The sequence below is a fragment of the Lysinibacillus sp. NPDC097214 genome (genome assembly GCF_050277945.1).
Taxonomy (GTDB): domain Bacteria; phylum Bacillota; class Bacilli; order Bacillales_A; family Planococcaceae; genus Lysinibacillus; species Lysinibacillus xylanilyticus_B.
Genome location: NZ_JBNNSS010000007.1, coordinates 1 through 22,429, shown reverse-complemented (window position 1 = coordinate 22,429; position 22,429 = coordinate 1). Strand labels below are relative to the sequence as shown.

At 37.8% G+C, this 22,429-nt stretch carries 21 protein-coding genes; 12 read left to right on the top strand and 9 right to left on the bottom strand.

The genetic code is table 11. From position 1 onward, the window contains the following. Nucleotides 1–20: 20 nt before the first annotated feature. From ACQKMI_RS16465 to thrC, 3 genes are read right to left on the bottom strand one after another with little or no spacing between them, the layout of a single operon-like run. Entirely contained in the window at nt 21–704 is a 684-nt protein-coding gene (locus ACQKMI_RS16465; protein WP_427490657.1) for a 2-hydroxy-3-keto-5-methylthiopentenyl-1-phosphate phosphatase, read from the bottom strand. 28 nt (nt 705–732) lie between these two features. Continuing rightward, the gene (gene thrB, locus ACQKMI_RS16460; RefSeq protein WP_427490655.1) at nt 733–1,647 is read right to left on the bottom strand and encodes a homoserine kinase; all 915 of its coding nucleotides are present in this window, start codon (nt 1,645–1,647) and stop codon (nt 733–735) included. After that, nucleotides 1,644–2,696, bottom strand: coding sequence for a threonine synthase (gene thrC / locus ACQKMI_RS16455; RefSeq protein WP_323647703.1), 1,053 nt, complete (start codon nt 2,694–2,696; stop codon nt 1,644–1,646). Before thrC ends, thrB begins: the two co-directional genes overlap by 4 nt. Nucleotides 2,697–2,902: 206 nt before the next feature. Here thrC and ACQKMI_RS16450 point away from each other — a divergent pair, with 206 nt between their 5' ends. Continuing rightward, complete coding sequence (locus ACQKMI_RS16450) at nt 2,903–4,132, top strand: MFS transporter (RefSeq protein ID WP_427490652.1); 1,230 nt, start codon at nt 2,903–2,905, stop codon at nt 4,130–4,132. A gap of 173 nt (nt 4,133–4,305) precedes the next feature. On the opposite strand, the gene ACQKMI_RS16445 is transcribed toward ACQKMI_RS16450, so the two are convergent. Beyond that, nucleotides 4,306–4,497 (bottom strand): hypothetical protein, encoded by a 192-nt coding sequence (locus tag ACQKMI_RS16445; protein WP_427490650.1) that lies wholly within the window; start codon nt 4,495–4,497, stop codon nt 4,306–4,308. Nucleotides 4,498–4,812: 315 nt separating this feature from the next. Between ACQKMI_RS16445 and ACQKMI_RS16440 the strand changes: the two genes are divergently transcribed. Further along, entirely contained in the window at nt 4,813–5,679 is an 867-nt protein-coding gene (locus tag ACQKMI_RS16440; protein WP_427413936.1) for a MurR/RpiR family transcriptional regulator, read from the top strand. A gap of 65 nt (nt 5,680–5,744) precedes the next feature. Here ACQKMI_RS16440 and ACQKMI_RS16435 read toward each other — a convergent pair whose 3' ends face one another. Further along, nucleotides 5,745–6,545, bottom strand: coding sequence for an N-acetyltransferase family protein (locus ACQKMI_RS16435; RefSeq protein WP_427490648.1), 801 nt, complete (start codon nt 6,543–6,545; stop codon nt 5,745–5,747). A 608-nt stretch (nt 6,546–7,153) separates the two neighbouring features. On the opposite strand from ACQKMI_RS16435, the gene ACQKMI_RS16430 reads away from it, so the two are divergent. Beyond that, a complete protein-coding gene (locus ACQKMI_RS16430) occupies nt 7,154–8,080 on the top strand; it encodes a manganese-dependent inorganic pyrophosphatase (protein ID WP_427490646.1) in 927 nt (308 codons plus the stop codon). A 433-nt stretch (nt 8,081–8,513) separates the two neighbouring features. Here the strand turns inward: ACQKMI_RS16430 and ACQKMI_RS16425 are convergent, their stop codons facing one another. Further along, nucleotides 8,514–9,893, bottom strand: coding sequence for an FAD-dependent oxidoreductase (locus tag ACQKMI_RS16425; protein WP_427490645.1), 1,380 nt, complete (start codon nt 9,891–9,893; stop codon nt 8,514–8,516). 126 nt (nt 9,894–10,019) lie between these two features. On the opposite strand from ACQKMI_RS16425, the gene ACQKMI_RS16420 reads away from it, so the two are divergent. The 3 genes from ACQKMI_RS16420 (at nt 10,020) to ACQKMI_RS16410 (ending at nt 14,429) form a co-directional block, all read left to right on the top strand. Further along, on the top strand, nt 10,020–10,727 hold the full coding sequence (locus tag ACQKMI_RS16420) for a DsbA family oxidoreductase (protein WP_427490643.1): 708 nt from the start codon (nt 10,020–10,022) through the stop codon (nt 10,725–10,727). A 394-nt stretch (nt 10,728–11,121) separates the two neighbouring features. Next, nucleotides 11,122–11,745, top strand: a complete 624-nt coding sequence (locus ACQKMI_RS16415) for an FMN-dependent NADH-azoreductase (RefSeq protein ID WP_427490641.1) — start codon at nt 11,122–11,124, stop codon at nt 11,743–11,745. Between the two features lie 329 nt (nt 11,746–12,074). Further along, nucleotides 12,075–14,429, top strand: a complete 2,355-nt coding sequence (locus tag ACQKMI_RS16410) for a bifunctional 2',3'-cyclic-nucleotide 2'-phosphodiesterase/3'-nucleotidase (protein WP_427490639.1) — start codon at nt 12,075–12,077, stop codon at nt 14,427–14,429. A gap of 260 nt (nt 14,430–14,689) precedes the next feature. Here ACQKMI_RS16410 and ACQKMI_RS16405 read toward each other — a convergent pair whose 3' ends face one another. Both ACQKMI_RS16405 and ACQKMI_RS16400 read right to left on the bottom strand, forming a co-directional pair. Beyond that, nucleotides 14,690–14,962: a DUF2500 domain-containing protein gene (locus ACQKMI_RS16405; RefSeq protein ID WP_427490637.1), complete on the bottom strand. Its 273-nt coding sequence runs from the start codon at nt 14,960–14,962 to the stop codon at nt 14,690–14,692. Between the two features lie 81 nt (nt 14,963–15,043). Further along, entirely contained in the window at nt 15,044–15,190 is a 147-nt protein-coding gene (locus ACQKMI_RS16400; RefSeq protein WP_427490635.1) for a hypothetical protein, read from the bottom strand. 704 nt (nt 15,191–15,894) lie between these two features. On the opposite strand from ACQKMI_RS16400, the gene ACQKMI_RS16395 reads away from it, so the two are divergent. The 3 genes from ACQKMI_RS16395 (at nt 15,895) to ACQKMI_RS16385 (ending at nt 18,144) form a co-directional block, all read left to right on the top strand. Next, entirely contained in the window at nt 15,895–16,200 is a 306-nt protein-coding gene (locus tag ACQKMI_RS16395) for a winged helix-turn-helix transcriptional regulator (RefSeq protein ID WP_427413943.1), read from the top strand. A gap of 212 nt (nt 16,201–16,412) precedes the next feature. Continuing rightward, nucleotides 16,413–17,327: a UDP-N-acetylmuramate dehydrogenase gene (gene murB, locus ACQKMI_RS16390; RefSeq protein WP_427490633.1), complete on the top strand. Its 915-nt coding sequence runs from the start codon at nt 16,413–16,415 to the stop codon at nt 17,325–17,327. A 55-nt stretch (nt 17,328–17,382) separates the two neighbouring features. Beyond that, on the top strand, nt 17,383–18,144 hold the full coding sequence (locus ACQKMI_RS16385) for an exodeoxyribonuclease III (RefSeq protein ID WP_427490631.1): 762 nt from the start codon (nt 17,383–17,385) through the stop codon (nt 18,142–18,144). On the opposite strand, the gene ACQKMI_RS16380 is transcribed toward ACQKMI_RS16385, so the two are convergent. Then, on the bottom strand, nt 18,105–18,536 hold the full coding sequence (locus ACQKMI_RS16380; protein WP_427490629.1) for a hypothetical protein: 432 nt from the start codon (nt 18,534–18,536) through the stop codon (nt 18,105–18,107). The genes ACQKMI_RS16385 and ACQKMI_RS16380 overlap by 40 nt on opposite strands. 278 nt (nt 18,537–18,814) lie before the next feature. Here ACQKMI_RS16380 and ACQKMI_RS16375 point away from each other — a divergent pair, with 278 nt between their 5' ends. From ACQKMI_RS16375 to ACQKMI_RS16365, 3 genes are all read left to right on the top strand, one after another. Beyond that, nucleotides 18,815–19,186 (top strand): ArsR/SmtB family transcription factor, encoded by a 372-nt coding sequence (locus ACQKMI_RS16375; RefSeq protein WP_427490627.1) that lies wholly within the window; start codon nt 18,815–18,817, stop codon nt 19,184–19,186. After that, a complete protein-coding gene (locus tag ACQKMI_RS16370; protein WP_427490625.1) occupies nt 19,167–21,293 on the top strand; it encodes a heavy metal translocating P-type ATPase in 2,127 nt (708 codons plus the stop codon). Before ACQKMI_RS16375 ends, ACQKMI_RS16370 begins: the two co-directional genes overlap by 20 nt. A 167-nt stretch (nt 21,294–21,460) precedes the next feature. Continuing rightward, a complete protein-coding gene (locus tag ACQKMI_RS16365; RefSeq protein ID WP_427417346.1) occupies nt 21,461–21,760 on the top strand; it encodes a late competence development ComFB family protein in 300 nt (99 codons plus the stop codon). Nucleotides 21,761–22,429 lie beyond the last annotated feature (669 nt).

The following is a 22,429-nucleotide window of genomic DNA, read 5'->3' as shown; positions in this document are numbered from 1 at the left end:
TTTTTGGCTCATCTTTTCAATTACATGGAAACAGCCTTATCTGCTTCCATAAGCTTTTTTACAACTTCTAAGCAATCATAGAATGTTTCAAATGGCTCATAAGGAAGATGAAGGTCTTCACACCGTTTAATAAGATGATCCCTAGCAAGTACTAAATCTGCCTGTTTTGCAGCCTCAAAATCAGAGAGTGAATCTCCAATTACGATTTTAAAATGATTGCTCTGTGCAACCTTTTGCATAACGCTTGGTTTGCAACAACCACATCCCTGTGTCTCAAATCTCGCACATTCTTCATCACAGCTGTTTGGAAAGACGAGTTTAATTTGCTGTCCGGAAAAATCAGCACTGTTACAATATATACCAGAAAATGGACCGTATTTTTCTAACAATGGCTCAATGAAAAAGTCGACACCCCCACTAACAATATAAAACGGAATATGCTTCTCTTGAGCAAAACGAACGAAATCACCAAAGCCCTTACGTATAATGGCTGTATCCAATAAATAGTGGATAACAGCATCCTTTTGTGTAGTCGATAATAGCTCGAACATTGCTGAAACGCCATCTTTAAAGGTTATAGTTTGTTCTATCATTGCCTTAGCAATTTTCTCAGATTCCTCTGGAACGAATTGAGTCATTAGTGAGACGATATTATCTGTTTCTGTAATAGTGCCATCAAAATCACAGAAAATAATTGGTTTCAAGCTATTTCCCCCTTCCAAGAAAAAACGTCTACTTTTGTAGTAGACGCCCAAATTTTACCTGTACACCATTTTCATCGGCTTTTGTTAAGATAATTTGATGCTCTAGAAATTGATTTTTCATGGCCTTTACAAAATCTTGCGCAATAGCAGTAGGGATGATGGAAATCATTGTTGGACCCGCTCCACTTAATGCCGTTCCAAATGCCCCATTAGCCTTGGCGGCTGCACGGATTTCTGTATATTGCGGGATTAATTGGGCACGGAAAGGTTCATGAAAAAAATCAGCTTCCATATAACGACCTGCATGCTCAAAATCACGAACCATTAATGATGCTGCTAGCATATTAGCATTTGCAGAGGCTCTCACTGCGTATGCACGGTCAAATTGTTCTGGTAAAACAGAACGAGATTCACTTGTTTTTAGTTCGATATCAGGTACATACACTACAAAGGAAGCTTCTATATCATTGACATGAAATGTATCAACAACACCATTTTCATCCATTGAGGAAATTGTTAATCCTCCTAATACCGAGGCTGTTGCATTGTCTGGATGCCCTTCGATTTGTGAGGATAAATTGAGTTTATCCTGTATAGTTAAGGCTAGATCACATACTTGGTTAGCTAGTTCAATTCCTGCTACGATGACAGCTGCACTACTCCCCAAACCACGGGCTAATGGAAGTTCACTTGCCATTTCAACACGGCAGGCAGGTAGCTGCTTACCGTATTGGTCCGCAATTTTTTTGGCAATCACGTATAGTAAGTGCTCTTCCAGCTCAAACTCTTTAGGACCATTATCATCGAGGTGGATAATTTCCCAATTATCCTGTAAAGACACGGTTAACTTTAAGTAAAGAGACAAGCCAAGTCCTATTGAGTCAAAGCCGGGGCCTAGATTGGCGGTGCTCCCAGGAACTGAGATTTGCCACATGTTACTCATAGAACGTCCTCGATGTATTTTCTAATTTCTTCCTCATCGTTTTTAAGTGAGACGACATCTACAGTCGAGATATTCATTGCAGTATCAGGATCTTTTAATCCATTACCAGTGAAAATCGTAACAACTTTAGAGCCCTTCGCAATTTTGCCATTTTCAACTGATTTAATAACGCCTGCTAATGATGCAGCTGAACCTGGTTCAACGAAAATTCCTTCAGTGCCTGCAATTAATTTATAAGCAGCTAAAATTTCTTCGTCTGTCACCGAGTCAATAATTCCGCCAGACTCATCGCGAGCTGCTTCTGCGAATTTCCAGCTTGCGGGATTACCGATACGAATAGCTGTTGCCACTGTTTCAGGATTAGCGATAGGTTCACCATTTACAATTGCTGCTGCACCTTCAGCTTCAAAGCCGAACATCTTAGGTAAACCAGAGCCTTTTGCTGCATCATATTCTTTAAAGCCCTTCCAGTAAGCAGTAATGTTACCCGCGTTACCAACAGGGATGCAAAGATAATCTGGAGCGGCTCCTAAAGCATCTACAATTTCAAATGATGCCGTTTTTTGCCCCTCGATGCGGTATGGATTCACAGAGTTTACAAGTGCCACTGGAGTTGTTTCACTTACTTGACGAACAATATTTAATGCATCATCAAAATTACCATCGATTTCGATAATCTTTGCACCATACATTGTTGCTTGAGCTAGCTTACCTAAGGCAACTTTTCCTTTAGGGATCACGACTATGGATTGGATTCCAGCACGTGTTGCGTATGCTGCCGCTGCGGCTGATGTGTTACCTGTTGAAGCACAAATAACACATTTGCTACCTTCTTCAATTGCTTTTGCAACGGCAAACACCATACCACGGTCTTTAAATGAACCTGTTGGATTTGCACCTTCGATTTTTCCATAAAGCTCAATGCCAAGTTTCTTAGATAAATTTACTAAATGTATAAGAGGCGTATTGCCTTCGTTTAAAGTTAGAGCAGGTGTACTTTCAGTTACGGGTAAAAATTGTTTATATTCCTCAATTAGGCCTTTCCACATAACGTTTACGATCTCCTTTTGTTCTTATAGGAAGAACAGTTGTTTTTGTATAAAAGACATTTTAACGCAAATTGCCCTATGTTTTCAATAGAATTCGAGAAATTGTCGAAACAATTCGGTAATTTGAATTTTTGCTTGTCACTTTCTTGAAACAACTGTATAGTAAACTTACGATGTAAAGTCAAGTGTAAAGACAGGTGGTTGAAATGACGACAAATACAGTAACAACAAATAAGGTTCAACAAACTATTTCTCGCAATAAGCTTTTGAGGGTAGCAGGAGTAGGCTGGCTCTTCGATGCAATGGACGTAGGAATATTATCGTTCGTTATTGCAGCATTAGCAGTTGAATGGGGATTAACACCAAGTCAAGCTGGTTGGATAGGTAGTGTCAATTCAATCGGGATGGCTGTAGGAGCTCTTATCTTCGGCGTACTTGCCGATAAAGTAGGGCGTAAGCAAATTTTTATGTGGACGCTTGTATTATTTTCGATTGCAAGTGGCTTATCTGCATTTACAACTACATTATCTGCTTTTATGGCACTACGTTTTTTAGTAGGTATGGGACTTGGGGGAGAATTGCCAGTCGCATCGACGTTAGTTTCTGAGAGTGTAGAAGCTAAAGAGCGTGGGCGAGTGGTTGTTTTACTGGAAAGCTTCTGGGCGGCAGGGTGGTTAATCGCTGCATTGATTTCGTATTTTGTTATTCCATCATGGGGATGGCGTATTGCTTTATTGTTAACGGCAATTCCAGCAATTTATGCAATTTATCTTCGCTGGCACTTACCAGATTCTCCTCAATTTGTAGTAAAGGCAGAGTCTAAGAAACGTAGTGTTGTGCAAAATGTTCGAGAAGTATGGTCGAAAAAATACGTACGCTCGACACTTATGTTATGGGTGTTATGGTTTACGGTTGTTTTCTCATATTACGGTATGTTTTTATGGCTACCAAGTGTCATGGTTAGTAAAGGGTTTGATATGATCACGAGCTTTAAATATGTTCTCATTATGACGTTTGCACAGCTACCAGGTTATTTTACAGCCGCGTGGTTTATAGAAAAATTTGGGCGGAAGTTTGTACTTGTTTCCTATTTAATTGGTACAGCTGTAAGTGCTTTCATTTTTGGTAATGCTGAAACGATGGTAGTACTATTAACATCAGGAATGTTTTTATCGTTCTTTAACTTAGGAGCATGGGGTGCACTCTATGCTTATACACCAGAGCAGTATCCAGCAGTTATTCGTGGAACAGGTGCAGGAATGGCAGCAGCTGTTGGGCGTATCGGTGGTATTTTTGGACCTTTGTTAGTAGGATTTTTATTAACGGCAGGCTATGATATTGGCTTCATCTTCGCGATTTTTTGCGGAGCTATTATTATCGGGGTTGTTGGGGTAATTTTCTTAGGACAAGAAACGAAACAAATACAATTAGATTAAAAAAATCATGTCTTGGATGAGCGATAGTCTAGTCCAAGACATTTTCTATTATTTAATTACATAAAAATTAGCGAATATTAATTTTTATACAAATGTTTTTAAAAATCTGTTAAAATCAATTCATTAAAAAACTTAAGGGTAGAACAATTTTATGAAACTATCATATTAGTAAGTTAAAGTGTTAAAGATTTTTCAGAAAAGTCATTGTATTCAGACTGCAATCGTGATACTGTATTTTTAACTTCTTTTAGCAGGTGTCTTTTGTACCGAAAAAGCGTAGCGACAGGTACAGGTATCCAAACACCCGCTGAAATAGAGGAACTCAGTCCAAGAACGCCACGTCCTGTGGCAATTTGTCTGTGCAACAACAGCAACAACAACACACGACTGAGTGACCAACATCACGTTGGCCCAAAGCCTCCGGCGGATGTCACGGAATCGGAAATGAGTTCACATAGGATGTTAGACTAAAATCATCGCATCCATGCGATAACGGCTAACTGACCTGCATCGGTAAAAACGCCACGTCCTGTGGCATTACCGAAATGACCGACATCGTGTCGGCCCTCATGTTGCTAACGCTACGTTAGCACTGCGCTTTCGCACAAAAAACATCTGTTAGAGTCAGTAGGAAACAATCTCCATTCGTGATAATTTCATTGAAAGAAAGGTTGTTAGAAATGAGCATTAATGAAGAAATAGAAAGAAGATTTGTTAGGCTATCGAAGGGGCAGCGTAAAGTTGCACAATTTGTTATGAATAACCCTACAGTTATAATTGGTAGCGGAGCAGCAGAAGTTGGTAGACAGGCTAATGTTAGTGAATCGACAGTTATTCGTTTTTGTTATGCGATGGATTTATCGGGCTATGTAGAGCTTCAAGACAAGGTTAGAAGCTATTTAATGACTCAAAATGATGGTGAGAGTATTCAACCTACATATTCTTCAAGTAAGCGGAATATACCGAGTTTTGGTAAAGTGATGCAACGTGATATTCAAAATATTCAAGATACGATTCATTTGATTAACGATAATATGCTACAAAAAAGCTCAAAATGGATGCATGAAGCAGAGAACGTGTATATTTTAGGTACTCGTCAATCTGCATCCATTGCAAATTGGTTATCGTCTACAATGAAAACTTTACGTCCAAATGTAAAACAGCTTCGATCAGAATCCGACGATATTGTACAACAAATTAACAGTATGGGGGAACAGACGACATTAATAGTTTTCTCATATGACAAGCATTCAAACGACATTCAAACGATTGTAGAAATTGCCAAGAAGAAAAAGGCTAAAATTATTGCCATTACTGGTTCGGCTTTGTCTTCTATTCGGGAATATGCAAGTGCATTATTTACACTTGGTCTGAAAAAGCAATCTTCATTGGACGTTACTCCAGTTTTGTTCTCTTTTTTACATGCGTTAATTGAGGAAATGGTCAGTCAGGACAAGACGCAATATGAGAAATATCAGCAATCCTATGAACAAGTAGAAAGTAATTTGTTATTTTTAGAGGCAGTAAGAGAGAAGCAAGTTTTCTAATCATTTACAACGCTACTCATAAAAAAGATGTCCAAATAAGTTTTAGACATCCTTGAAAAAGAAACTTATAAAATTTTGCTTAAACTATATTCGTTAATAAAGGTATCATTGAATTTAATGGCGTTTTGTCGGATGCCTTCTTGCTGAAAACCTAATTTTTTGAACAAATTTAAAGCACGATCATTATGCTCCATGACAGATGCTTCTAAGCGTGAAATATCGCGCTGTATAGACCAGCGTTCTACTGCTTCCATCAGCGCTGAGCCGAAACCTTGTCGCTGATGCTCTTCCTTAACAGCTAGGTGAACTGTTGCAACATGTTTAGCTTTAGAATGTTTATATCCATGGATAACGGCATAGCCAGCAAAAGTGCCATTTGCTATACAACATAAAATCATACGGTTTTTCAATTGTTTCCAATAGACCAAATCTTTTCGAAGTTGTTGAACTGTGAGGTCTAATTCATTTTCCATATTATACATGAAGTCAGTTTGTTGGAAAATTTCTTCTTGCAAATGAATAAATGATCTGGCGTCTGATGCTTCAATTGATCGAATTATGTATGCAGGTGGGTTATCGTCATTTGTAGAGATATTACTCGTAGTCTTCATTTGTGTACGCGAGAAAGTTATACTAGTACCGAGCTTAACATCAATGACATAATAACCTGCATTTGTCCATGACAAATAGTGAGAGAGAGGGGGCTTTGTTTTTTTCCACCAGCTCCTATTCAAGTAAGCTGCATTTGGCAAGGCTTGTCCCATAATATTTTCGAGTTCGCTAAATGATAAAGTAATTTCTTGCTGTAAAGCTACTTCAAAATAATTTGCTAAAGGAATATACTTTTTTTCCATCTTCTTTGTCATCGTGATCCCCATTTCCTGTATATCCTAAAAAAATATAGACCATCTGATGATAGCATAAAATTATGGTTTCTTAAATATGAAAACACAACTATATATCTATTTATAGTAAAAATTTTTTATAAAATATGTATTTTTATTATCAAATGTTATAAATAGGATGTTATTAACAGATAAATATATTAAATTTAATAATAATCTATAAATGTTATAAATAGGTAATGCGTTTCATCTCCGTTCTGACGGTGTGATTTCCAAGATGCCACACCTTTAGACTTCGTTCCTCTACTGGCTCACTCCAAGAGCTATGGGGCATACATTTAACTTCTTTCAGGTCATTCTGGACTCAATTATGCCGAAGTATATTAAATCAGAAATCCCCCTCGAGTTTCCCATTTTGCGTTGAACTATAAAAGCCTTTATTCTAGCTTCTTTTATGTATAGGAAAAGTAAGTAACACATGAAGATGTAGTTATCCTAGAATAGGAGATTTTAGATGTATATTGGCAGTAGATCCTTTATAGATAAACTTTCACTTTATAACATGTTTGTTCATAAGATATGATAAAATAAACTATAAAGGTAATTGCCATTTAGGAGGAATAAATTCAATGAGTAAAGTTTTAATTTTTGGTCATAAAAATCCAGATACAGACACAATTACGTCTGCAATTGTATATGCATATTTAAAACAGCAAATTGGTGTTGATGCTGAGGCGGTACGTCTTGGTGATGTAAATAATGAAACACAATTTGCTTTAGATAAATTTGGCTTTGAGGCACCTCGATTAATTTCATCAGTAGTTGGAGAAGCAGAGAGAGTAATCCTTGTAGACCACAATGAATTCCAGCAATCTGCTGATGGAATTGAAGAAGTACAAATTGCAGAAGTGATTGATCATCACCGTATTGCAAACTTCCAAACGGCTGATCCACTATACTACCGTGCAGAACCTGTAGGCTGTACTGCAACGATTTTAAATAAAATCTTCAAAGAACATGGCGTAGCAGTTCCTGCAAACATTGCAGGTTTAATGCTTTCGGCCATCGTTTCTGATACATTATTATTCAAATCTCCAACTTGCACAGAGCAAGATGTACAAGCTGGTGAAGAGTTAGCGAAAATTGCAGGTGTTGATGCCGCTGAATATGGATTAGCTATGCTTAAAGCAGGTGCAGATCTTTCAGATAAATCATTAGAAGATCTTTTATCATTAGATGCGAAAGAATTCCAATTCGGTGAATATAAATCTGTAGTAGCCCAAGTAAATGCTGTCGATATTAACGATGTACTTGGCCGCCAAGAGGAATTAGAAAATTTATTAAATAAAAATGTAGCGCAAAATGGCTTAGATTTATTCTTCTTTGTTGTAACGGATATTTTAAACAATGATTCAACTGCGGTTGCAATTGGACAAGTAGCAGAGGCTGCAGCAAAAGGATTTGGCGCAGAGCTTGTGAATAATCGAGTTGTTTTACCGGGTGTTGTATCTCGTAAAAAACAAATTGTTCCAGTATTAACTGATGCATTGAAATAATGAAAAAGAGGTTGCCTCGAAATGGGCAACCTCTTTTTTTATTGTTGAAAAACTATTGTGTCAATGAAATTAAAGTGTCCTATAAAATAAAGTATACTCTTCGGCAAAACGTGGGGTTGATTTCCGTTCCGGCTGGGCGCTTTCCTGGGGGCGTCCGATGAGCCGCTTCGCTTCGCTGTAGGGTCTCATCTGTGACGCTAATCCCCGAGGAGTCGCCCAGCCTCCACTCCAATCAACTACTTCACACAACATGCGTTTTAACAAAATGATATCCAACTTTTTGGTTTATCGAAACACTTTCAGGAATTATTGACCAACTTTTAATTTTTATCACATCAACCTTCCCGCAGTGAAAACTAGTAGCCTAGAACGGAAGCCAATCTCATCTAAAAAGCCACAACATTCACAAAAATTCCCTTGATCATTTTGTTTTTCAATCTAGCTTTAAAGGATGTACAGCAGGACCTTCCAGAACTTCCCCTTTGGCATTAAAGCGAGAGCCGTGACAAGGGCAATCCCAAGTTTCATCTGCTTCATTCCATTTTGTTTTACAGCCTAAATGCGTGCAAGTTGGTGTATTGGCACGTTTCACATAACCTGTTACGAATTCCTTGGCTACAAAGCCTCCTACCTTTAACATCTGCATAAATTGAGCCCCAAATTTCGTACGTGTTGGCGAATAAAGAGGAATTGCGCCATCCTCATTCCCAGCGCCTGTTATTAAGGAGGACAGTAGATCCCCAGCTACAAAAGAATTGGAAATTCCCCATTTTCGATAACCAGTTGCAATGAAAACATTAGGTAAGGAAGGTGTAATCCTGCCAACATACGGGACCATATCAGGTGTTTCGATGTCCTGCGCTGACCAGCGATAGATTGGATCCTGATCGAAGTGAGTCTTCATTTCATTTTGAATAGCATCATAATAGGGCTGAGTATTGGTTGTTTCACCTGCAATATGATTAGCTCCACCTAATACTAAATAATGCTCACCGTTAATGGTAGCTGTTCGAATAGAGCGTGTAGGATTATCTACGCATAAGTATTGACCTTGTAGTGTATCAGTAATTTTACCAGCAACCATATAGGAGCGACTATTAGAAAGTTTGAAAAGATGTAGTCCTCTAAAGGCTTCGATTGGATAGTGTGAGCATAAAATAAGCTTGTTGTATTGAACCGACATGTCATTTGCGGTATGTAAGCTATTTTGTGGTATGTTTAATTGCTGAACACGGGTATTTGTATAGATTTTTGCGCCCATTGATAAAGCTTCTTTTACAAGGAAATTACACACTTCTACAGGATGAATTTGTGCCTGCTGGGACATGCTAAGTGCTTTTGTAATTGGAAAGGGAAGCTCTGTGTCAGAAGAGATTTTTGCCTTAATATTTAATACTTTATAGGCATTCCATTCTTTTAATAATTGGGCATAGCCTTCTTTTGTTTGGCAATAAAGCAATGAATCTACTTGTTGAATGCTTTCTTTAGGGAGTAACTGTAATGCTTTTTCTACAGCTATTTGATTGAGCTGATAATAAAGACGCGCCTCATCTACAGAAAGTTTTTCAATAAGGTTGGCATAAACTAAGCTATGCTGTGCAGTTAATTTTCCTGTTGAATGACCGGTCGTACCATGACCGATATGGGAATTTGCCTCAAGCAAGACCACATCTACACCTGATTTTGCTAAGACATAGGCTGTATATAGTCCCGTCAAGCCTCCACCAATAATACATACATCACAAGTGGTTGAAGCAGGAAGAGATGGTAGGGAGACGGGATCAATTGTTCCGAGCCAAAGAGATTGTGTCATACATAACCCTCACATTGTTTTTACGTTCAGTATGTAGATTGATTTGAGAAATTATGCAATGAAGCATAAAAATTGCCTTGTAATCATTACTATCGCTACAATGTAGCAAAAGGAGCGTGACTAGCTATGAAAATTGAAATTTGGTCAGATTATGTATGTCCGTTTTGTTATATTGGGAAAAAGCAACTAGAGCAAGCGATTCAGGAAACTGGTTTTGCAGGGCAGGTAGAGCTCGTTTATAAAAGCTATCAACTTGACCCAACAACACCGGTGGATACAACTGTGTCTACATATGAAGCATTGGCGAAAAAGTATGGGCTGTCGCTAGAAAAAGCGAAGGAAATGACGCAAGGTGTTGCTGCTCGCGCAAAAGAAGTTGGTCTAGATTATAACTTTGATCATTTAATGGAGGAAAATACATTAAAAGCACATCGTCTAGTAAAGTGGGCAGAACAACGAGGGGATGTTACAGCGCTTGTTGAAGCATTATTATACAATTATTTTATTGAAGCAAAGCGTATTGGTCAGGATGATGTATTAATCGATATTGCTGAACAAGTAGGTCTAAATCGTGAAGAAGTTGCAAAGGTTCTTTCAAACGATGGTTTTAAATCAGAGGTAGAGGCTGATATACAAGAAGGGCTACAACTGGGCGTACGAGGGGTACCGTTCTTTGTGTTAAATCGTAAGTACGGTATTTCTGGGGCACAACCTCAAGAAGTATTTGAAGAAACTTTACGTAAAGTTGCAGAAGAAGAAGGCTTACAACCAGGATTAAAGATGGCAGGCTCTGAAGATGGTGGGGTTTGTGCGGACGATAGTTGTAAATTTTAACTTTTTTGAAGCAGATCAGATTAGTAAGGTACCTATTCATATCTAATATATATGCTTTAATAGCTTATTATAAAAAGGGATGACCTATGTAAAAACGCATATCATATGGAAAAGTTGATCTTCGTTACGACTGGGTGACTCCTTGGGGATTAGCGTCACAGATGAGACCCTGGAGCGAGCAGAGCGAGTGAAGCGGCTCATCGGACGCCCCCAGGAAAGCACCCAGTCGGAACGGAAATCAACCCTACGTTATGTGTGAATATTTTGAGATACCCTCATTTCAGTCAAAAGTCTGAGTATACTAACATTGACTTTTTACACAAAGTTTTTTAATATATTCATATATCTTGAATTCGAGATATTAAACTTTGAAATTTAAGGGAGAATTTATATAATGAATGTATTAGTAGTAAAAGCAAACAACCGTCCAGATGGTATTTCAACAAAAATGTACGACACATTTATGGAAAATGTACAAGGTGTAAACGTAACGACTTTTGACGTATTCGCAGAAGATATGCCTTATTTCGGTCAAGATCTTTTCAATGCTTTTGGTAAAGTTCAAAACGGTGAAACGTTAACTGACATTGAATCACGTCTTTTAGCAGCAAAACAAAAAGCTATGGATGCTTTAACTGCAGCTGATGTTGTCGTATTTGCTTTCCCACTTTGGAACTTAACAATCCCAGCAAAATTACAAACTTTCATTGACTATGTATTCCAAGCTGGTTATACATTTAAATATAATGAAAACGGTCAATTAGAAGGCTTAATGACTGACAAAAAAGTAGTTATTCTAAATGCTCGCGGTGGTTACTACTCTGCACCTGAAGCACAACCAATGGAAATGTCAGTTAACTACATCAAAAATGTTGTTGGCATGTTCGGTATGGAAATTATCGAAGAGGTTATCATTGAAGGTCATAACGCTTCACAAGATAAAGCGCAAGAAATTATTGCAAACGGCCTAGAAGCGGTTAAAAAAGTAGCTCAATCTTTACAAACTGTAACTGCATAATAAATTATATTCTCTAGCTTGTTGATTAGGGAAATATAGTAGTGTTTTTAAAAAAGTTCTCTCAATTTGAGAGAACTTTTTTTGTTTCCTTCATAGAGGTACGGTAGTGGTAAGGAGGTCTAATCTATTGGTATTATGCACATACTTCTGATTTACATTTACTAACATCCGGTTGTGTAAATGATATTAATCTATTATTTTTAGAAGAAGAGTTTTGCTATTCGTTTAAAAATACATACAATTAGGACTATTTATTCAATTAAATTATTAATTAGTATAATATAATGAAAAATGTAGGAAAATATTAGAGTTATAAGGAGGTTGTTACCATGGATAAGAAGTTTATTACTAAATTCTTAGCGATGTTACTTGTTCTATTCGCGGTGTTGCCATTTGGATTATCCGCGAATGCTGCATCAAACGATGTGACACGTGGGGATTACGTGAAAGAGTTAGTAGAAAGCTTAAATGTAGAGCTAGGGGATGGTTCAAAAACTGCCTTCACTGACATCTCTAAGGAGTTAGCTCCGTATGTAGAAAAGGCAGTAGAATTGAATCTTATTAAAGGTAAAACAGCGACATTGTTTGGTCCAAATGATAAATTGACACGACAACAAGCATTTGTTATTTCTGCTCGTGGATTGGCCAAAGATAACGCACCACTTACTGTATTAGATAAGTTTAAAGATGCGAATCAAATTGCTACAACACATAAGCAAGATTTAGCAAATGCCGTTGCAGCAAACTTATTACAAGGATTTGAGGATAACACAATTCGTCCTCGTGCCTATGTAACAACTGAGCAAATGCAAAGTATTATTAAACGCTTTGTAGCCGAATACAAATTATCAACATCTACAGTAGATCTTCAAATATTAGGAACAACAGATATTCATACAAACCTTGCCAATTACAATTATTTCTTAGATGCTGAATCAGCTGATGTAGGTTTAGCAAACACGGCTACATTAATTGAACAGGCCCGTACTGAGAACCCAAATACATTATTATTTGATAACGGTGATTTAATTCAAGGAACGCCACTAGGTTCTTATAAAGCGTTAGAGAACCCTTTGAAGCCAGGTGAGGTTCATCCAGCTATTGCTGCACTAAATGCATTGAAATATGATGGAGGAACTTTAGGAAATCACGAGTTCAACTATGGTTTAAAGTTTTTAGATGAAGTATTAAATGATGCAAAATATCCAGTCGTAAATGCAAACACATACGACGCTAAAACAAAAAAGCATATGTACACACCTTATGTAATTCTTAATAAAGAGGTTGTAGACAATACAGGTAAAAAGCACACGCTTAAAGTGGGCGTTACAGGGATTGTACCTACGAAAATCGTTGAATGGGATGCTATTCATTTAGCAGGCAAAGTAGAAATGCAAGAACCAGTTGAAGCGGTAAAAGAAGTTGTACCAGAAATGCAAAAAGCAGGTGCAGACGTAATTGTAGTACTTTCACATTCAGGTATTGGTGAGGATAAATATGAAAAAGGTAACGAAAACGTTGGGTACCAAATCTCTGAGATTAAAGGTGTCGACGCTTTAATTACAGGTCACTCTCATTTAACATTCCCAGGCGACTATAAAAATCTGAAAAATGTCGATCAAGAAAAAGGGACAATTAACGGTGTACCTACTGTAATGGCAGGAAGCTATGGTAGCTATCTTGGAGTCATTGATTTACAACTAGAACAAAAAGGCTCTAAATGGATTGTAAAGGATGGACAAGGTTCTATTCGTTCTATCAAACAAGAAGGCCTAAAACCATCTAAAACAGTTTTAAATGCAATTAAAGAAGCGCATGAAGGTACGTTAAAGTATATTCGTCAGCCTGTTGGTGAGACAACTGCACCAATCCATAGCTACTTCTCAATGGTTCAAGACGATCCTTCTATTCAAATTGTGACACAAGCTCAAAAATGGTTTATTGAAAAAGAATTAAAAGGTACTGCTGATGAAAACACACCGCTTCTTTCAGCTGGTGCACCTTTCAAAGCGGGATCTCGAAATAATCCTGCAGATTACACAAACATTCCTGTAGGTCCGCTTGCGATTAAAAATATGGCAGACATTTATTTTTATGATAATACGCTTGCAACGATTAAAGTAACTGGTGCGCAAGCTATTGAATGGTTAGAAATGGCTGCTGGTGTTTTTGCAACAATTGATCCAAATCAAACTAAAGAACAAAATATTATTGACCCAGAGGCACGTTCTTACAATTTTGATGTATTAGATGGCTTAACTTATCAAATCGATGTAACATCACCAGCGAAATATGATAGTCGAGGTATTCTACTAGACGAAAAAGCGAATCGTATTAAAAACGTGCAATACAACGGTAAACCAATCGATCTAAAACAAGAATTTATCATCATTTCGAACAATTACCGCGTGGGTGGTTCTTATGGTGCTACATTTAAAAAGGCAGATGGCTCTAACTTAAGAAACTATGCTTATGAAAATCGCCAAGCTGTAATTGACTACATTATGACAAACAAAACAATTAATCCTGCTGCGGATAACAATTGGTCATTTGCACCATTCCCAGCAAATACAAAAGTTATTTACAATTCTGCAAAGGATGCACAAAAAGTCATTCCTGCAGGCAGCAATATTGAATATTTAGCCGATACAGAAGGCGGCTTTGGTAAATATTTAATTAAGTAATACTGAAATGTAAAAAAGGAGAGTGCGTTGGTTAAACGCTACTCTCCTTTTTTTGTCGTTCAAATGCATGATAACGTGTTCCTTGAAACGATAATAAACCAAAGTCACCATCTGCAAGCTGTCCATAATCACGACCGTTCATTTTTAACTTATTTCAGCGGTTGTCCAAACGTCCGCTGAAATAAGTTAAAGCCTCCGGCGGATGTCAAGGAATCGGAAAGGAGTTCTTTGTGCAAGCACAAAGCCGATTCCGGACGCAATTATGCCGAGGCATAATTGATCTCTAGCCGATCCCCACTTTGTACTTCGAATGTGACATAGTACGATGTATGAGCACTAGGGTTACCAGAACCTCCACTAGTATTAGACCGTTTTGTAACGACTTTAGCGGGTACAGTTAGTAATGGTTCATTGTTGTTTTTTGACCATTGTAAAATACTTTTTATAATAGAAAATGCGATAACACCGAATACGATAAAAAACATCATTGAAATAAAAGTATGTGCAAAAGAGAGTTCATCAAACCCAACCATAAAAGTCCTCCGTTCTACGAAATATTGTGCTTGAAGTTGTTATAAAGGATATATATACTTCAAGATCCACTACAATATCAACTACGACAATACACCACCTGTTTCTAAGAGAGTGTTATAAACTGTTCCTTCATCAGGAATCCATTCTGATTGCGCCCATGTATTTACACTGTTCCCTGTATACACTGTTGTAAAAACGATAGGCTTTGTTATATCCTTAATAGTCAAATTTCCATGTAAAGCAAACTTCTTATCTTATAATTTTTCAATATATGTAGACGTAAATAAAATTTTTGGATAAATGTCAGCGTCAAAAAAATCGAAGATACAAGATGCATATCATGATCAAAGTTTTTCGTTTGAAACACTAGCAACAGCGATTTTGAATGAAATCAATCGCATACTTTTTCATGGAAAAGCCCCTTAAAAACCGTATCTTACACGAATAATAAATTAAACAATTCAGGTTTTCAATGCGTTTTTAGAAAAAATGGTAAAATATTACGCCAGCGAAAGTTTATTTTATGAATGTTTAAAGTAAATATAAAAAATAGGCTCCTTGAAAGTCAGGTTTGTCAATATAACGTCATTACAGTACGGTAACTTGTCTTCTACAAAGGGGTGCAACAATAGAAGTAGTCATAATAATAAAATCATATGCATCTATTATAGAAGTAAGTGGCCATTTTTTCTTAAATAGTAGGCTACCATGACTACTCTCTGATTGGGCGGCCATGGCTAATTTTTTATGCCATCATTAGCTTTTATACGGTGTTGAATCAAAGGCTAATGCTAAAAATGAAAAAACACTATAAGTTACATTTAGTAATCAAATGAAAAATGGTAAATAGATTACTAGTGGTAAATAAGTTACTTCAAATTTACTTTTTTAAAAATAATCGTTACAATAGAGTACATAAGAGGTGAAAAAAATGAGTGAGTCAAATTTATGTCCTCGTTTAGCTAAAGCAATGGATTTAATCGGAAAACGCTGGACAGGGCTGATTTTATATCAATTATTAGATGGACCACAGCGCTTTAATGAGATTGAAACTGCATTACCTGTAAGTGGCCGTTTACTATCCGAACGTTTAAAAGAGCTAGAAAAAGAAGGGCTTGTTAAAAGAAAAGTATATTCAGAGGTACCAGTGCGTGTTGAGTATTCTTTGACGGATAAAGGTTGGGCACTAGAAGGAGCAATTCGCAATATCGAATCGTGGGCAACGAGTTGGCTGTAAAAGTGTGAAGTCTATCTCGAAATCTCTGATGGATAGATAAACATTGGACATATGTAATACTAATGACCATTATTTTTCTTTATCCTATTCATCATCTCTGCACGGACGTTAAGGCGAGATAAAAAATTACCCTGCATTTTTACTTGTCAAATTAGGGTTCTAAATCCATACTAGTGTAGAGTAAGAAGGACGTTAGAAAGGAATTAGCTCTCATGACAAAAGAACAATGGGCGGCGGATTTAGCACAGAGTGTTAATCCAGCCAATATTAAGTTAAATGAATCATTACAGCAATATACTATGACAAAATTAGGTGGTAAAGCGGATGTTTTCGTTCTCGTTGAAACTGAGGAAGAGGCAGCAACGGTTATTCGCTATGCTCACAAAAATAATATACCTTTATTAATGTTAGGTAACGGATCTAATATGGTCGTTCGTGATGGCGGTCATCGAGGGATCGTTGTTACATTTTCGTTTTTAGATGAAATTCGCATTAATGGTGACCATGTTTATGCACAAAGCGGTGCACTTATAAAAGATGTATCGAAACTGGCAGCAACAGCCTCTTTAACAGGTTTTGAATTTGCTTGTGGCATCCCTGGCTCAGTTGGTGGAGCTATGGCAATGAATGCCGGTGCATATGGCGGTGAAATTAAGGATATTATTATTTCATCGAAAGTGTTAACAAGAGAAGGCGAAATTTTAATACTATCTAAAGAAGATCTTGAACTTGGTTATCGTCAAAGTATCATTGCCAAGAAGGGATACTATGTATTATCATCCGAATTTCAATTAGCAAAAGGTGTGCAGGAAGAAATTGATGCAAAAATTGCTGATTTAACGTTTCAGCGAGAATCTAAGCAGCCGTTAGAATATCCATCTGCAGGGAGTGTTTTTAAGCGCCCACCTGGTCACTTTGCTGGTAAGCTTATTCAAGATAGTGGCTTACAAGGAAAAGGCATTGGTGATGCAGAGGTATCAACGAAGCATGCAGGCTTTATTGTTAATAAAGGTAATGCAACGGCTACTGAGTATATTGCAACAATTCAAATGGTACAACGAGAAGTTAAAGAAAAGTTTGGCATCGATTTAGAAACAGAAGTAAAAATCGTTGGTGACGACTTATAGGATACTACGCCCTTCGCTAATGGTGGAGGGCGTTTTTTGAGGAGTGAAAACAGAAATGAAGTTTATATCATGGAATGTTAATGGAATTCGAGCCTGCTTAGGTAAAGGGTTTTTAGATTTCTTCAATTATGTAGATGCAGATTTTTTCTGTATTCAAGAAACAAAATGTCAGGCAGAACAAGTGGAGATTTTACTTGAGGGATATGAGCAATATTGGAATTATGCACAGAAGAAAGGCTATTCAGGTACAGCTATTTTTACAAAGCATACGCCGCTTTCAGTACGTTATGGCGTTGGTGAGGATGAATCACAGGAAGAGGGGAGAATTATTACACTTGAGTATGAAGATTTTTACTTAGTGAATGTTTATACCCCAAATTCACAACGTGATTTAGCTAGATTACCTCTTCGTTTAGAATGGGAGGATCGATTAGCGCTTTATTTAAAAGAGCTAGATTCCAAGAAACCTATAATTTACTGTGGCGATTTAAATGTCGCACATATGGAAATTGACTTAAAAAATGCAAAATCGAATGTTGGTAATTCAGGTTTTACATATGAAGAACGTGCACAAATGACGGAGCTATTGGCAAGTGGTTTTGTAGATTCATTCCGCTATATGTATCCAGATACAACAGACCACTATACATGGTGGTCTTATATGAATAAAGTACGCGAGCGCAATATTGGATGGCGTATTGACTACTTTATTGTGTCGGAGAGACTAAAGAACAACATTAATGTGGCAAATATTCATTCACAAATTATGGGCAGCGATCATTGTCCGATTGAATTACAGCTTAATAAGGGTTTATGAACCATAAAATGATCAATTAAAGTATGACTCTTCGGCAAAACGAGGGGGTTGATTTCCGTTCCGGCTGGGCGCTTTGTTGTTGCTGTCGCTCCGCTTTCGCACAGATAAAACAATTGCTGCCGCTCCGCTTTCGCACAGATAAAACAATTGCTGCCGCTCCGCTTTCGCACAGATAAAACAATTGCTGCCGCTCCGCTTTCGCACAGATAAAACATTTGCTGCTGACGCTTCGCTTTCGCGCAGAGCAGAGCTTCCTGGGGGCGTCGGGGCAACAGGTGTTTTTTGTGCGAAAGCGCAGTGCAACGTAGCGGCAGCAGCAGGATGTTGGTCACGAAGGCGTTATCACAGGATGTGATGGTTTTAGCCTTCGTTCCTCTATCGCTGATCCCCAAGGAGTCGCTCAGTCGTAACGAAGATCAACCTCTTAGCATGCTTTATTAATCTCAACTTTGTTTAATATGTCACCATAATTTCATTAACACAACAACATGCAAAGCTATCACATTGAAGTGATGGCTTTTTTACGTTTATATTTATAAGGTATCAATTTAAATAAATGTATTTTTAAATTTGTGATATAAATCATTTACATTCAAATATTCATTTGAATATGATGGAATATTATGCTATATTGAAAACAATCAAACAAACATTTGAATGAGGTGAGGAAATGCCAAAAGAAGTATGTGAGATAACACATGTTCATGAAGAAGCTGTCATTATGGTGCAACAGCAAATGCCAGATCTATCAGGAGTAGCTAAATTTTTAAAGGCATTATCTGATGAAACAAGACTTAAAATTGCGTATGCCTTAACGGTCGAAGATGAATTATGTGTTTGCGATGTGGCCTCCATTATCGGTTCGTCAGTAGCAACAGCATCGCATCATTTACGATATTTAAAAGATAATAATTTAGCGAAGTCATATCGAAAAGGAAAGCAAATGTATTACTCTTTAGCTGATGAACATGTGTATCAAATTGTAACGATTGCTTACGAACATGTGAAAGAGGGGATTGCAAATGGCAGCAACACCAACTAAACAAGAATATAGGTTGCAAAACTTATCCTGTGCCAGCTGTGCAGCAAAGTTCGAAAAAAACGTGAAGGCTATTCCAGAGGTTCAGGATGCACAAGTGAATTTTGGTGCTTCTAAAATAACGGTTATTGGTGATATTGACGTTGATCAACTTGAAGAAGCTGGTGCCTTCGACGGCATAAAAGTATCCCAATCAACGGCAAGAACAATTGAAAAATCAACACCTTTTTATCGAAAAATAGAAAATATATTAGCTGGAATCTCTTTGTTATTCGTAGTGCTTGGATATATGTTTGGAACAATGCGTGGTGAAACGGATCCGCTAACTATTGGGATGTTTATTATCGCAATTCTAGTTGGGGGAATTGGAATTTTTAAAACAGGCTTCCGCAATTTAGCACGCTTTGAATTTGATATGAAGACGCTGATGACTATTGCAGTAATAGGTGCAGCTATTATTGGGGAATGGGAAGAAGCGGCTGTTGTTGTCTTTTTATTCGCAGTAAGTGAAGCGCTTGAGGCGTATTCAATGGATAAAGCGCGCCAATCGATTCGTCAGCTCATGGATATAGCTCCTCCAACGGCGACGATAAAACGTGCACATGGCGAGCATTTCCATGAGATGGAGCTTCCAACTGAGGAGATTGAAATTGGTGACATTTTAATCGTTAAACCTGGTCAGAAAATTGCTATGGACGGAATTGTCGTTAGTGGACTATCAGCGGTGAATCAGGCAGCGATTACAGGTGAATCTATTCCGGTCAGCAAAACAATCGATGACGAAGTATTTGCAGGAACTCTGAATGAAGAAGGGGCCTTAGAGGTTCGTGTGACCAAGCGAGTAGAGGACACAACAATTGCCAAAATCATTCATCTTGTTGAAGAAGCACAGGCAGAAAAAGCACCTTCACAGCAGTTCGTTGATCGCTTTGCGAAATACTACACACCTACAATTATGCTTGTTGCTTTACTTGTAGCGGTTCTACCACCTTTATTTATAGGTGATTGGCAACATTGGATTTACCAAGGATTGGCGGTCCTTGTTGTAGGTTGTCCATGTGCATTAGTCGTTTCTACACCAGTTGCTATTGTTACAGCAATTGGGAACGCTGCTAGACAAGGTGTTCTTATTAAAGGCGGTATTCATTTAGAGCAGCTTGGTCATATTGAAGCAATAGCATTTGATAAAACTGGCACACTTACAAAAGGTCAACCTGCTGTAACGGATATTTTAACATCGCAGGAAATGTCTGAGGATTATGTTTTACAGCTAGTAGCGGCTGTTGAAAAACAATCACAGCATCCATTAGCTAAAGCTATTTTGCAGGCTTTGCATGAAAAAAATTTGACAGAGTTTATACCAACAGACTTTCAATCCGTAACAGGCAAGGGTGCCTATGCAACGGTTGACGATCAAACAATCTATGTAGGAAGCTTAAAATGGATAGCTACATTAACGACTGTTGATGAAATGATAAAAGAACAGGTTCATAAACTTCAACAACAGGGGAAAACAGTTGTAGCAGCTGTTAGTAATGATCGGTTTATTGGGATGATTGGTATCGCTGATCAATTACGTCAAGAAAGTAAAGATGTTTTAAATAAATTAAATGGTTTAAAAGTGAAGCATAAAGTTATGCTAACAGGTGATGCAGAACCAACAGCACAGGCCATTGCAACTTCTTTAAATATGACAGATGTAAGAGCAAGTTTATTACCAGCAGAAAAATTAATGGCTATTAAAGATTTACGTGCACAGTTTGGTGCAGTGGCGATGGTAGGAGATGGTGTCAATGATGCACCTGCACTTGCCGCAGCCGATGTTGGTATTGCAATGGGAGGCGCTGGCACGGATGCAGCACTAGAAACTGCGGATATCGCATTAATGAGCGACGATTTAACGAAGCTGCCGTATACAATTGGCTTAAGTAGAAAAACATTACGTATCATTAAAGAGAACATTATATTTGCCCTAGCCCTAAAATTAATTGCCCTGTTACTTGTTATCCCAGGCTGGCTAACATTATGGATTGCCATCTTTGCAGATATGGGTGCTACATTACTAGTTGTGTTGAACTCATTACGATTAATTAAGTCCGAGAAATGGTAAAAAGGATTTAATCCGGTGGAAGAGTGTAGAAAAAAAGTCATTCTGAGGAGCTAGTGATATTAATGATATAGATGTTACTAGCGATTCTTGAAAAAAGACTTTGTTAACGCTATTATGGTTTCAGGAATAATGTAACAATTAAATATAAATGAGGCGAAGGTTTGAATATGTCAGATCCTATTTTAGTAAATGTTACAGAGGAAATTGTGCGTGGTTTAGTAAGTTTTCTACTACGAGGACCGGAATATCAAACATTTTGTAAATGTGAAATCTGTGAACTTGACGCAGTGGCACTTACACTGAATGCATTGCCTAGCAAGTATGTTACATCTATGGAATCCCGAGATGAAGCATTTAAAATGATGAATACTCCTGAAAATATTGAACGAATCAATAAAGAGATTATTCATGCATTACATGTGGTAAATAAGTATCCTCGACATAAGGAAGAGCCAACTTCTATATGAAGTTGGCTCTTCTTGTTTTTAAAAAACAAATGATCAAGGCAATCTTAGTGAATGATGTGATGCTTTAAAAGTTGGTGATTTCCGTTCCAGGCTACTCGCTTTGTCGCTGACGCTTCGCTTTCGCGCAGAGCAGAGCTTCCTGTGGGCGAGTGACGAGCCGCTTCCTTCGCTACGTTGCTGCCGCTACGTTAGCACTACGCTTTCGCACGAAAACATTCGCTCCGTGCAGGGTCTCGTCTGTCTCGCTTTCCCAAGGGAGTCGAGTAGCCTTCCACTCCAATCAAAAAATAACGTAGAACTTTAATAAATTTTTTTCATGTTAAAAGAGAACGTTAGGGCTATTCAAATAATCGAATAGTCTTATAACAAACGCCATTGTACATTTGTTGCCGCTGTCGCTTCGCTGTCGCGCAGAAAACATTTGTTTCCGACGCTACGTTAACACTTTGCTTTCGTACAAAACACATCTTTCTGAAACTTTATTTAAATTAGAGTGTCATGCCAGAAGATACACGCTAAGTGAATTGGTTGATTGGAGTGGAGGCTGGGCGACTCCTAGGGGATTAGCGATAGGGGAACGAAGGCTAAAACCATCACATCCTGTGATAACGCCTTCGTGACCAACATCGTGCTGCTGCCGCTACGTTGCACTCACGCTTTCGCGCAAAA